Annotated in this window: 11 protein-coding genes; 9 read left to right on the plus strand and 2 right to left on the minus strand. The window is 47.2% G+C overall.

The window, feature by feature from the left end:
- Positions 1 to 889: hypothetical protein (locus DXZ20_RS35505; protein WP_250566038.1), on the minus strand; the 889-nt coding region annotated here is incomplete at its 3' end.
- A gap of 528 nt (positions 890 to 1,417) precedes the next feature.
- Between DXZ20_RS35505 and DXZ20_RS38830 the strand changes: the two genes are divergently transcribed.
- The 3 genes from DXZ20_RS38830 (at position 1,418) to DXZ20_RS35520 (ending at position 2,582) form a co-directional block, all read left to right on the plus strand.
- Positions 1,418 to 1,555 carry a four helix bundle protein gene (locus tag DXZ20_RS38830; protein WP_163703185.1) on the plus strand — a complete coding sequence of 46 codons (138 nt, stop codon included), beginning with the start codon at positions 1,418 to 1,420 and terminating at the stop codon, positions 1,553 to 1,555.
- Positions 1,537 to 1,725 (plus strand): hypothetical protein, encoded by a 189-nt coding sequence (locus tag DXZ20_RS35515; RefSeq protein ID WP_163696642.1) that lies wholly within the window; start codon positions 1,537 to 1,539, stop codon positions 1,723 to 1,725. Before DXZ20_RS38830 ends, DXZ20_RS35515 begins: the two co-directional genes overlap by 19 nt.
- 263 nt (positions 1,726 to 1,988) lie before the next feature.
- Positions 1,989 to 2,582 (plus strand): Uma2 family endonuclease, encoded by a 594-nt coding sequence (locus DXZ20_RS35520; RefSeq protein WP_163703186.1) that lies wholly within the window; start codon positions 1,989 to 1,991, stop codon positions 2,580 to 2,582.
- A gap of 80 nt (positions 2,583 to 2,662) precedes the next feature.
- On the opposite strand, the gene DXZ20_RS35525 is transcribed toward DXZ20_RS35520, so the two are convergent.
- Positions 2,663 to 3,466, minus strand: coding sequence for a RecB family exonuclease (locus DXZ20_RS35525; protein ID WP_250566039.1), 804 nt, complete (start codon positions 3,464 to 3,466; stop codon positions 2,663 to 2,665).
- Between the two features lie 82 nt (positions 3,467 to 3,548).
- Between DXZ20_RS35525 and DXZ20_RS38085 the strand changes: the two genes are divergently transcribed.
- From DXZ20_RS38085 to DXZ20_RS35555, 6 genes are all read left to right on the plus strand, one after another.
- A complete protein-coding gene (locus DXZ20_RS38085; protein WP_250566040.1) occupies positions 3,549 to 3,755 on the plus strand; it encodes a hypothetical protein in 207 nt (68 codons plus the stop codon).
- A 392-nt stretch (positions 3,756 to 4,147) separates the two neighbouring features.
- Positions 4,148 to 5,782 carry an LA_3751/LA_3752 family putative glycosyltransferase gene (locus DXZ20_RS35535; protein ID WP_163703188.1) on the plus strand — a complete coding sequence of 545 codons (1,635 nt, stop codon included), beginning with the start codon at positions 4,148 to 4,150 and terminating at the stop codon, positions 5,780 to 5,782.
- 486 nt (positions 5,783 to 6,268) lie between these two features.
- A complete protein-coding gene (locus DXZ20_RS35540) occupies positions 6,269 to 8,095 on the plus strand; it encodes a fatty acyl-AMP ligase (protein ID WP_163703189.1) in 1,827 nt (608 codons plus the stop codon).
- A 91-nt stretch (positions 8,096 to 8,186) separates the two neighbouring features.
- The gene (locus DXZ20_RS35545; protein WP_163703190.1) at positions 8,187 to 10,001 is read left to right on the plus strand and encodes an acyl-CoA dehydrogenase family protein; all 1,815 of its coding nucleotides are present in this window, start codon (positions 8,187 to 8,189) and stop codon (positions 9,999 to 10,001) included.
- Positions 10,002 to 10,094: 93 nt separating this feature from the next.
- The gene (locus DXZ20_RS35550; RefSeq protein ID WP_163671256.1) at positions 10,095 to 10,394 is read left to right on the plus strand and encodes an acyl carrier protein; all 300 of its coding nucleotides are present in this window, start codon (positions 10,095 to 10,097) and stop codon (positions 10,392 to 10,394) included.
- Between the two features lie 27 nt (positions 10,395 to 10,421).
- Positions 10,422 to 11,882, plus strand: a complete 1,461-nt coding sequence (locus DXZ20_RS35555) for an MBOAT family O-acyltransferase (protein ID WP_163703191.1) — start codon at positions 10,422 to 10,424, stop codon at positions 11,880 to 11,882.
- The last annotated feature ends 25 nt before the right edge of the window (positions 11,883 to 11,907 follow it).

The raw sequence follows: 11,907 nt of genomic DNA on the forward strand, positions 1-11,907 counted from the left end.
AAATCTTCAATTGCGGCCAGTTGACCTGGAAGCCCGTCGGGCCAGCGGGTCCCTGCAAGAAAAATGCGGTCTCCGGTTGAAGTTCTTCAAGACAATCTACCATCAGGTCAAACGTTAAATTCTCTCCATCGTTGACCTGGGCCTGCAAAGGTAGAACATTCTCAGTGCCACTAAAAGAATCAGGGCCAACAGAAAAAATAAATGGCTCACCTGTCTTGCTGTACTCCAGTTTTCCACCGACAATCGGCCATTCTAAAAGACGACTACGACGGACTTTTCTTCCCTCCAGACTCTTCTCACATTCGAAGACCAGGTCTTCCCCAGCTCTAGAACTCTGTTCTGGGCCACCCTTTACTGAACTTTTCGCATAGGTACTTGCCAAAAACGGCATTTTCTTTTTCTTTTTCGGCGGAGCTAACACTGCAGTGGCCATCACCGACCCCACCAACGTATCCCCATCAGACCAACCCGCACTCTTTTGTGCGCTCAGACCGACCATGCGATTCTTTTGCATCCACATCGCTATGCCGATCTTTTGAGGGCGACCGTCGGGATCTGTCGTATCCAGATTGGCCGCTAAAATATAAAACTCCATGCCTCCAATGTCTGGGTGAATATGATGATCTGCCGGAAATTCCATCTGGTAACCAGATGGAATAGCTTGCATGTCGAAACATGACCCTCGCTGAAGGAAGGACGTAATGACGGATGCGATATCTGCCGGATAACTTGTCTTATCAAGATTCTCTGCTGCCTGCCTCATGACAGAAAAATGGGGAATCTTTAGCGGCATATCCGTGCACGGATTGGTGATGGTCGCGACCTGGTTACTAACCGAATCTAAGTAACCAGGGATTACCTCGTGCGGACGTTTCTTATTTAGACTCATAATAGGACTTTTCCTATGAAATTGATGAGTGCATGAGATTGAATAGGATAGGGCAGAACAGTTAATCCAAGTTTCGCTATACCAATACGATTGATTGCTATGTGGAAAAAGTTTTTTAGCTTAGATAAGTAAGAGAAAACGTGGTTAAACAGTTTAAATCTGCTCTACTTAAGCTTACCTTACTTAACTACTGAGCGCAAAGTTAATGTTGCATTTTTGTCGTTTTTTTAAGCTACCAATGAAGGTATTTTAGAGTTTTTCCCTGCCCTATTTTATCAGCCCATAATTTAGACAACAGTAGAGCAGGCATACTCTTAGATAAAACAACCCCTTGTTGTTTTTGGAAAGCCATCCGAACGATCCATTCGCTATCGCAATGTCAGTCTCGGGAGGTGAGTAATGACTCTGGGAACAGAGACGACATTGAAAAACGAGAAATTGACGACGACGCATTTATTGTTTAACCCCCATCTGGAGAGAGTCTAATATCCAACAGTTTTATCACTAGCCATCGTGAACTCACGCTTTATGAAATTTCCTTTGACAGTGCTTCAATCTGTGCAGGATTTTTCACCGGAAGAACGAGCTTTATTGACTGATCAAATCCTTAAATCACCTCGTTCGGTCTGTGCCAATCTAGCTGAAGCTTGGCACAGACGGCGTTAGTTCTTGCCACACAACTTGAGTTTATACTCAAGATGAACAGTGCATTTCTAGGATTTCTTGGCATTATTGGTGCTTTACTCCCCTGGTTCTTCAAAAATAACCTTGAAGATGCTAAGAAAGTTGCAGGTCAGATGGTAAGAGATGAACTTGATAAACGAATCAAAGAATGAGTAGATATGGAATTTCAGGATCTGGTGAGAAGTATGTGACCTGAACGCATTGTCAGTCAAACTCGTCTTGGCAATTACCTACCTGATACTCCACAGGAACCTCGCGAATTTTTCTTAGTTAAAAATCGTGGTTTTCGTCAAGTGATATTTTGTAATCGACTATGCTAATGTCCAACGTTCAGATGCCGATGTAATAATTTTAGACGTCGAGATCGCACTCCCTAACTACGCCATAATATAATCAGCCAGCCACCCCAAAAATTATGATTGCCGTACCCCCGCCCCAAAAAATGACCACCGCCGCCTACCTGGACTGGGAACCCCAGCAGGAACTGCGCTACGAATTTGTCAACGGCAGCGTCTATGCAATGGCCGGGGGCTCCTTACCCCACAACGACATCGCCATCAACCTGCTTACCAAACTACGACCCTATACTCGCGAACAAGGTTGCCGCATCAACATGGCCGATGCAAAAGTCAACATCACCCCACAGATTTATCGCTATCCAGATTTAGCCATCAGCTGCGACGAACGCGACAAAACCGCATTGGATGCCCTGCGGTACCCAAAACTTGTTATCGAGGTCCTGTCGCCCGGCACAGAAACCTTAGATCGCAGCGAAAAGTTCAGAGAATATCGCAGTTTGCCCAGTTTAGAAGAATATGTCCTGATCAGCTCCACCCAGATTGAGGTGGAAATTTATCGGCGAGGAGAAGGGCGACTATGGCTATATACCACATACCAGGCTGAGGATATCATCACCCTAGAGAGTGTTGGGTTTGAGTGTCCAATTGAGTTACTGTATGAGCAGGTAATTTTGGAAACTAACGCAGGGGAGGAAGAAGAAAGGGGGTAAGGGAGAAAATTGGTATCTTTTTAGCAAAGGAAACACAGCAATACATCCTTACCCCCGTAAACAGTCCACCAAGACAATAGTCAAATACCCAAACACAACTGCAACCGCCGTATCTTCTGCCGCACCTCCGGCAACGGTTCCGGTTCAGCCTCCACCGCCGAACAATACCTCGCATAGGCACACTGCCCACACTGCTCCCCACATCTAGGCTGCCAATCTTCCTCATCCAACAACCGCAACGCCAGATCACCAATCACCGCTTCCACCTGACGCCGATGCTCATCGGTCACCCCATAGGTCACTCGCTCCCCCGTCCGCAAAAACAACAAACTCAGCCGCCGCAACAACTTGCCATAACGCTGCTCTAACGCCAAACTATACAAACCCAACTGCAAATCCACCGTATCAGCCTCAGGTACCCTCGGGTTCTTCGCCGACTTATAATCAATCAGCTCCAACCCATCGTCTAAACTATCCAATCGGTCATAACGCCCCGTCAGCTTAAACTCCAAACCATTCACTTGGGTCAACCCCTGAATTCTGCCCTCCGTTGCCAAGGGACGCTGCATCACCCCCAACGGCACAATCTCAGTCTCAAAATACCGCCACAGAATCTGCCACCCCGCTTCCACCTGGGCCGCCGTCAACGCACTAATCTGATGCTCCCAGCAATACCGTAGCCACCCCTCTGACGGTAACGGCTCCTGATAATGCCAATCCTGGTATAGCTGCGCCAGGGCACCATGCAAGGCCTTACCCAAAACCGCCGCGCCAAACATCGACGGCTGTTTCAAACCGTACTCATAGCGAAAATAATAGGCCCTGGGACACTGGGCATAGGACTTGAGTTTGGTTGCCGAGAGAAGATATGCCATAGCCAGCATTTTACTACTGACAGCCAACTACAGCACAGGGCTTTATCAAGTTGTCATCAGGGAATGGAAAGGTTTCTAGAGACTCCTGCCCATGGGTCATACCGATCATCACTACCATAACAACAAGACTGTTGAACTTTTCAATCTACAAAGTCTTTCTGTAGAGTTGATAGCGTCTCTGTATAAGGCACTGGCCATGGGGACAATTGCTTCTGGTGGAGTTCGCGTCCTCAACTATGACACTATCAGTAGTCTGGCCATCTCTGAAGTGGCCAGACTACAGGTTAATAAACCTTAACCTATGAATTTCCCAGTCAGAAATGGTGGAATCTCAAACACTTAATTACGTGTTTTAAGTGGCAACAGGATGAGTGTCTCGAAAAACGACAAGCACTGACAAAGCAGGCATATTTTTAATCGATGAGATCGCACCAGATCTTGAAATCAGTGGTAATGTTAAAAAATCATTGGCTTTCAACTAGAATATCTCGGTCTTTGGGACTTTTTGATTGCAGCATTTTTGTAGCTTTACCTTGTATACTACATGGCCGTTGCATCAAGGTTTTGCAGCGTTAGCTATAGTTACCGGTCTCAGATTTCAGCTCAAACCTGAACAGGTTTCCCATGGCCAGATATTCGTAAATAAGAATTAATACCCTAAATCACGACAGTCATCGAGGAACTGCCGTTATGTATCCCTCTAGATCGAAGATATCCCTGGATGTTAAGTTCCCATGGCTTATTATCTTGGTCGGCATTCTATTTACCCTCAGTCTGCAAAAATATACCCAAGGGGGTGTATTTTTTAGTGGTGATGGTGGCCTTAAAGCCTTGCTGTCTCAACAACTGGCTGCAGGAAATTGGCATTTTGATTTACGCTTATCGGCCCCAGGCTGGGTTGTTGAATTATGGAAACAAGGGCTGTATCCCTTCACGCCTCCCTATGTCTATGAACGATTTGATAATTATTTCATTACCTTTCCTTTTCCCTTTCCAGCACTGACATCTATTTTTTACAGTGTTCTAGGCTACTGGGGGCTGTATGTTGTTCCTTTACTAGCCCTATGGCTAATCTGGCTAAGGTTCTTTCAGATTGGACAACAACTAAAGTGGAGAGCAGATGTGGTTGCGATCGCACTCAGTATCCTCATTTTTGCCTCTCCCTTAACCTTGTATGGAGCCATGTACTGGGAGCATACCCTAGCCGTAAGTTTAGCCTTTTGGGGAATCACCATACTGCTAGGGCCAAAGGGTGCTATAACCTCCAATATTCAGGTATTTTTATCCGGTAGCCTGATCGGTCTTTCCATTTGGTTTCGCTCTGAATTTATATGTTTGGCCGCCATTGTAGTGGGACTTACACTTTGGCAATGGGTGAGTCCAAAAATGTTGTCTTGGCTACCAATACTCCAGGGTAAAGGCCGCTTGTTTATAAGTGGCCTTTTGTTGAGTATGTTGGTCTTTTTTGGGCTTAATCAAACGATTTATGGCCATTTTCTAGGTATTCATGCCCTTCAGGTGGTCGAAGAATCTTCCATTCGTCAGCAACTGTCCCAAGCCATGGCTAATTATCAACAGTTGCTCAATGCGTTAATCAAATACTTCCCATTTACCCTATGGGTACTGACGATTGCCGTTTTAACCAGATTTAGCAAGCCTCGATACTTTCGTTATCAGATCATCACAATATGGTTAATTCTTCTACTATTTACTCTGGTTGTTCCTCTGATTATTCCGCCTGGGGCTGGTGGCAAACAGTGGGGCGCTCGTTTCTACCTAATCCTGGTGCCACTACTTACCCTGATTGGCGGCACCTATCTCAATCAAGTGCTCACTTGCTTGAGGGGCTGGCGATATTATTTAACAATTAGTAGCCTAACTATCGTATTTTTAGCAGGTGCTTATCTCAACGTTTACAACGGTACCGTCGCCAACTATGGCGATCGCGCCACGGCCTCTGTTTCTCTCAGTCGCAACTATGGGCCGATCGCACCGGCGATTACTGCTATTACTGAGCATTCCAGCCCTTACATTGCTATGTCCCATCAGTTTGTCGCTCAGCAACTTTGGGTAGCAACCCCTGAAAAAACTTTTTTTCTGACTGAATCAACATCCGACGTTCGACAGTTGGCAGATGGTCTGTATGAACAGGGATATAGCCAATTTTTATATATCTGCTACCCCCATCGCCCTTGTCCTACCCCTGAAGAACCCGCTGAAAATTTAGTAATTCTCTCAAAGAAAATGTCGTTACAGCTTAAATTCTCTTCGTTAGGGACATTTGGAAAGTACCCTGTGTACGATGTCATGATCTCAAAACTTTGAGAAAGCCACCAGGCTTTATGGGGGTTTCCCATCTTTTTGAGGTTGCTGGATAAATGCTGAAAGCTATGTCCTCATTGAATTTAAGATCCTAAATATTTTAGAGTTATGCTCTTTTTGTAGCGTACTACTCACTCACTACAATGGTTTACTTCAGTGGATACACTTAGACAATAAAGAACTTTATATTAGAAAAAACTGTATGTTTTTTCTGTGAAGAGCTTTCAGGCCTCTGGTCTCTTTCCCTAAGGTTCGTGCGATTATGACACCAGTATTTTCTCGCAGCAACCAACGGTATAAGGTCTTACATTCTTGCCTTCAGTCACTCAGGCTCTAGGTGCAGAACATTCAGGTTGCCCCTAATCTGCATAGTCGATTCTAAACTTCGCACCGCTATCTTTTTGTTGATAGCTTTTCCAGCTTTTTAAGTGCGATCTCCCTAAGTATCATTTGTGATCAAATTCTTATTTGGAGCTCTGCTACATTGCCATGTTTCAGCTCTCTGTATCCCCAAAGCTCACGACCCTGATTGATCTGTTACGCTATCGAGCTGATAGGCAACCTGATCAGCTGGCCTATCAGTTTCTTGAAGATGGTAAGACTGAAGCCGCTTGCTACACCTATCAACAACTTGATCAACAGGCTCGGGCAATTGCCGCCTGTCTCCAACAGGCTAAAGGAGAGCGAGCATTGTTGCTCTATCCCCAGGGAGTTGAGGTCGTTGCCGCTTTCTGTGGCTGTCTATATGCTGGGGTGATTGCTATTCCCGTTCCTCCTCCAGACGCTGGGCGTATGAAGCGAGCACTGCCTCGTCTACTGGAGATTGTGAAGGATGCTGATGCTAGTTTAGTGTTGAGTACTCAACGCATCATCGATCTTCTGAAGAATAATCAGGATGTAGTATCTCCTCAGTTTGAACAGATGACCTGGTTCAACACCGAGCAGGTAGATTTACATTTGGCGGAGCAATGGCAAGATCCCCAGGTAGATCAACAGGCGTTGGCTTATCTACAGTACACCTCAGGCTCGACATCGGTGCCTAAAGGGGTCATGCTGAGCCACAAAAACTTAATGCATCATTCTGCCTATTTGCAACGGGCCTGTGGGTATACGCCCGATGGGGCAACAGTTACCTGGATGCCCTATTTCCATGACTATGGCTTGGTGGAAGGATTAATCCAACCACTGTATACTGGGGTGCCTTGCTATGTGATGTCGCCCCTGGCGTTTGTAAAGCGACCTCAGCGTTGGCTGGAAGCCATTTCTAAATATCGGGCTACCCACAGCCAGGCCCCTAATTTTGCCTATGACCAGTGTGTCCGTCGGGTGAAGCCCGCCAAGCGAGAGGGGTTAGATCTGAGCTGTTGGAAAGCAGCAGGTAATGCGGCAGAACCCATTAACCCTCGCGTCATGGGTGAGTTTTTGGATGCCTATGCCCCCCATGGTTTTCGATGGACAACATTTGCCCCAGCCTACGGTTTAGCAGAGGCTACTCTCCTGGTCTCTAGTAAACGGGTGGGGACAGAGCCGGTGATTTTGTCGCTGAATGCCACTGCTTTGGAGCAGGGGGTTGTCGCTCCTGTCCAGGAAGATGCTCTCCAGCGAGATATTGTGAGTTGCGGTCAATTAGTCTGCGAGACTGAGGTTGTCATTGCTAACCCAGATACGTTAACTCGATGTGCTCATGACGAGGTGGGAGAGATCTGGGTGGCTGATTCGGGTGTTGCTGGCGGCTATTGGCAACGGGTTGATGCCACCGCAGAAACATTTGGAGCAAGACTCAAGGATACGCCCCAAGTTGGCCCCTACCTGCGCACAGGAGATTTAGGCTTTATACGAGCGGGGGAGCTTTATATCACCGGACGTATTAAGGATCTGATTATTATTCGCGGTGCCAACCATTATCCTCAAGATATTGAGTGGACGGTGCAGCAGCTACATCCGGCTCTTCGTCAGAACTATGGCGCAGCCTTTTCCATCATTGATGAAGGAGAAGAAAAGCTGGTAGTGGTGCAAGAAGTGGAGCGCCAGCATCAGTTAACCCTGGCAGCGGACGACATTTTGACAGATATTCGGCAGGCTATTGCCGAAGCCCATGAATTACAGGTGAGTGCGATCGCACTCGTCAAATCCGGCAATGTTCTGAAGACGTCCAGTGGCAAAATCCAACGGCGGGCCTGCCGCGATCACTTTTTAGTCGGTACCCTAGAGGTCATTGCCGACTGGAGTGAAAATCCTCAGCTAACGGCCAGGATGAGAAGCTTTAAAAATGATGTTGAAACCCTGGAAAACCAGGTACAGATGGCTTCTTCTTGATGGTTGTGGGTGCTACAGAATCTAGTTGTCCTGTTTTATGACGATCAGGCCTTATTGCCTAGACTAAGTTCTCAATCCTAGTGACAGTTCTATGAAATCTCTTAAGCAATACTGGGTGGCGGAAGCCCTGGAGCGCTCCCTAGGCAACCCTTTTACTCCAGAAAACCCTCTCTCTTTTCAGCACATGGCCACCCTTGATGAACAAGAGGTCTTCCCTGAGGCTGAAATTAAGGGGCTCTATGACTGGGGACTACAACACTATTACATTCCCACTGACTGCGGTGGCAAATTTACCTCTTTTGAGGAATTTGTTGCATTTGTGCGGGTGCTTTCTCGTCGCGATCTGAATACTGCGATCGCATTTACCACCATGTTTTGGTCTTTCCTCACCTGGATGGCAGGTACGGAAACACAAAAACAACAGCTGGCTCGGTTTATGCAAGATGATTACGGCACCATGTGCCTGGCCTATTCTGAACGGGAGCACGGCAGTGATCTAGTCGGTGGCAGTTTAGTGGGAGAAAAAGTGCCTGGCGGCTATCGCCTCACGGGTGAGAAATGGCCCATTAACCGGGCAACTCGATCGGAAATCACTTTTGTGCTGGCCCGTACTGACAAAGCAGGCGGTAATCGAGGGCTGTCCCTGTTTATGCTAGACAAACGGGCACTTGATCCCACCAGCTTTGGCAACAACCCTAAAATCAAAACCCACGGTATTCGTGGAGCCGACATGAGCGGTATTTATTTTGAAGACTGTTTTGTCCCTGATGAAATGCTTTTAGGAAAAGAGGGGCAAGGATTAGAGCTAGCCCTAAAAGGATTTCAGATTACTCGGGCCTTGTGTGCAGCATTTTCCCAGGGTTCTGCTGATACTTGTCTGCGCACCACCCTCAATTTTGCCCTGAATCGTCAGCTCTACGGCAAGACCGTCTGGGATATGCCTCACCCCCGCCGTGTGTTGGTTAATGGATTCCTTGATATCCTGGCCTGTGACTGTGTCAATATTGCGGCGGCGCGAGGATTTCACGTTGCTCCCCGGCAGTTTAGCGTCTGGTCGGCGGTGGACAAGTATTTTGTGCCCGTCACCCTAGAAAAAATGCAACAGGATATTTCAGTTGTCCTGGGTGCAAGGTTCTATATGCGCGATGAGCACGACTATGGTGTTTTCCAAAAAATGTTGCGCGATAGTTCCATAATCAGTGTGTTTGATGGCAGCTCAGTCGTTAATCTCCATGCCTTGATCCTACAGCGACGGCAGCTAGCCAAAGCTCGCAGTCGGCGTAAACCCAAGGATTTAGTCGCTCTCCAAGCACGTTTACGCAACAGCTTTAATCTAACGACAGAGCTCCCTACCTTCGATCCCAGCCAGCTCGATCTGATCGCTCGGGGCACCGATGATGTGCCCCAGGGATTAGAATCCGCCCTGGCTACCCTGGAGGCCCTCGGCAACCCCCTAGATATAGATGAAAATGTCCTGGACTGTCTCAAGCAGCAGTACCAACAATTTCTGCAAGTCTTGGATGAACAGGATGAAGCCATTGTTGATGGTGCTTTTGAACATGGTCACGATCAGTCCTTTGAAGCCTTTGAAGAGGCCAAGCGATACTGTTATATTCATGCTGCAACGACTTGCCTGCACATGTGGCTGCACAATCGCAGCCAGCTGGGAGATTTCTTTGCTCAAGGGAAATGGCTGGTGCTGTGCGCAGATCGATTGTTAGCCCAGCTCACCCCTGAGCAGCCAGCCATACCGTTGGCTTACTACGAAACCGTAGCGGAGGAACTGTTACGGCTCCATGGGGCTGACAAAATGTTGTCAATTGTGCCATTCCAATTGGCACCTAGGACAAGTTCTGTTAACGCTTCTGCTCCGATCAAATCCCCTGCTCCCATTTTGCAGGTTTAGTTCTGAAAGGGTTTCTCATGTTCAAACTAGTTAAAGCTGTTGCCGTTTAGTTTACTCTCGTTAAGACCGTTGACCTTACATTAACTGAAACCTATGACATCTTCTACTACTCAAAACCCAACGGTTATCTCTCCGATTGAAGCTATTCAGACCTGGCTGGTTCAACAGCTAGCTGATGTGCTTTCCTTAGAGCCAACGACGGTAGACGTCACCCAACCTCTGACTCGCTATGGATTAGATTCCATCGATGCTGTGACCCTAGTTGCCGATTTAGAGGACTGGCTTGACCTGGAGCTACCGTCTACATTGTTTTGGGATTATCCCACCATTGCCAAAGCCTCTACCTACTTAGTCAATGAATTTGAGGTCTCGATAGATCCCAAGGATCTGTAGGGCAAATGCTACTAAGGAGACACCGTTTTGAATTTCTCTGAGTTTTCCTTTTGGTGGATTTTGCTGCTGTTCTGTGTCCCGTTTTTTACGGTGCGCTTGATTGGACAGGTTTTTAACCTTTGGCGTGGCGTTTTTGACACGGTGGGGATTGCGGTCCTGTCGCTACTGCTGTTTTTTAATGCCAGTGCCACCAGTTTTGTTGTCTTTCTGATCCAAATCCTGTTTAACTATTGGATGGTACGATGGATGATCACCCGCCCACCCCAACAGGAACGACTCATTGCCACGTTGCTGATTGTCTTTGACATAGGTGTACTGGTCTATTTTAAGTATTTAACCTTTTTTGTTGAGGATATTTTAGGATTGGCGGTTGTGGTTCCGGGCAATTGGCGATCGCAATTTCCACTGCCGGTCTTTGGCGGAATTCCGCCTGGGGTTTCGTTTTACACCTTTCAGATGGTGGCGTTTGTGGTGGATTCCCTCAAGGCCCGCCGTAAAAAGCCGATTGAGTTCATGGACTATGTGAACTTTGTTGCCTTTTTCCCTCAAATTGTGGCGGGTCCAATTGAGCGACGATCGGCCCTATTACCGCAAATTTCTAGTTTTAGATTTAAGTTCACAGCCGATAACTGGGACTGGGGGCTGCGGTGGTTATCCCTGGGCTTGTTTATGAAATTTGTCCTCGCCGATAACATTGCACCCTACATTGATCTGCAAGAGGCGGGGAATGCTTGGCTGGTTTGGTTTTATGCCTTTTTGTTCACGCTGCGAATTTATTTTGATTTTGCCGGCTACAGCTTTATGGCCGTGGGCATTGCCCGGGTGTTGGGGGTGCGTCTAACTGTAAATTTTCTAGCCCCCTATACCTCTCAGAGCATCAACGAGTTTTGGCGACGCTGGCATGTTTCCCTAAGTACCTGGTTTCGTGACTATGTGTTTTTACCGCTCATGGGGTCTCGAAAAGCCTGGGCTCCTGCTTTTCTGTTTGCGACGTTCACCCTCTCGGGATTCTGGCACGGGGCATCTTGGAACTTTATTCTCTGGGGCGCTTATCACGGTGCTCTCCTCTTGCTCCTGCGCTATGCTGGTCGACCCTTTCAGAGAGTTGTTAACAAGTATGTCAAACGACCTCAAATTATGTCGTGGGCATTAACCTTTGGCTCAGTGGTGCTGGGCTGTTTGTTCTTTATGGAGTTGAATACGGCTCGGCTCGTCACTAAGTTGACCACATTGATCACACCCTGGGCGTATTCGTTAGCGAATCTCGGCAGCGCATTTAGTCAGTTCAGCCTGAATGAAGCCATGGCGCTGGGGCTGATTTTGTTGTTAGCTGCAGGTTTTTTACTGGTAGAGCATATTGCAGTTTGGCAAGAACGGTCTTTAGAATATGAGCTTTTTTTGGTGCCCTGGGTTTCTAAAGCCTTATTAGTGCTAACGATTCTCTTTGCTGCCAATATTCCATCTGAATTTATTTATTTTGAGTTTTAGAGCCTAGCGGCTATACAGGGGGGGA

The organism is Adonisia turfae CCMR0081 (assembly GCF_011009555.1).
Classification (GTDB): domain Bacteria; phylum Cyanobacteriota; class Cyanobacteriia; order Phormidesmidales; family Phormidesmidaceae; genus Leptothoe; species Leptothoe turfae.

What these genes read in the sequence shown, in the direction of transcription:
- DXZ20_RS38830 (WP_163703185.1), top strand. Translation starts at nt 1,418, where the DNA reads ATGAAATTTCCTTTGACAGTGCTTCAATCTGTGCAGGATTTTTCACCG.
- DXZ20_RS35520 (WP_163703186.1), top strand. Translation starts at nt 1,989, where the DNA reads ATGATTGCCGTACCCCCGCCCCAAAAAATGACCACCGCCGCCTACCTG.
- DXZ20_RS35525 (WP_250566039.1), bottom strand. Translation starts at nt 3,466, where the DNA reads ATGCTGGCTATGGCATATCTTCTCTCGGCAACCAAACTCAAGTCCTAT.
- DXZ20_RS38085 (WP_250566040.1), top strand. Translation starts at nt 3,549, where the DNA reads ATGGGTCATACCGATCATCACTACCATAACAACAAGACTGTTGAACTT.
- DXZ20_RS35535 (WP_163703188.1), top strand. Translation starts at nt 4,148, where the DNA reads ATGTATCCCTCTAGATCGAAGATATCCCTGGATGTTAAGTTCCCATGG.
- DXZ20_RS35540 (WP_163703189.1), top strand. Translation starts at nt 6,269, where the DNA reads ATGTTTCAGCTCTCTGTATCCCCAAAGCTCACGACCCTGATTGATCTG.
- DXZ20_RS35545 (WP_163703190.1), top strand. Translation starts at nt 8,187, where the DNA reads ATGAAATCTCTTAAGCAATACTGGGTGGCGGAAGCCCTGGAGCGCTCC.
- DXZ20_RS35550 (WP_163671256.1), top strand. Translation starts at nt 10,095, where the DNA reads ATGACATCTTCTACTACTCAAAACCCAACGGTTATCTCTCCGATTGAA.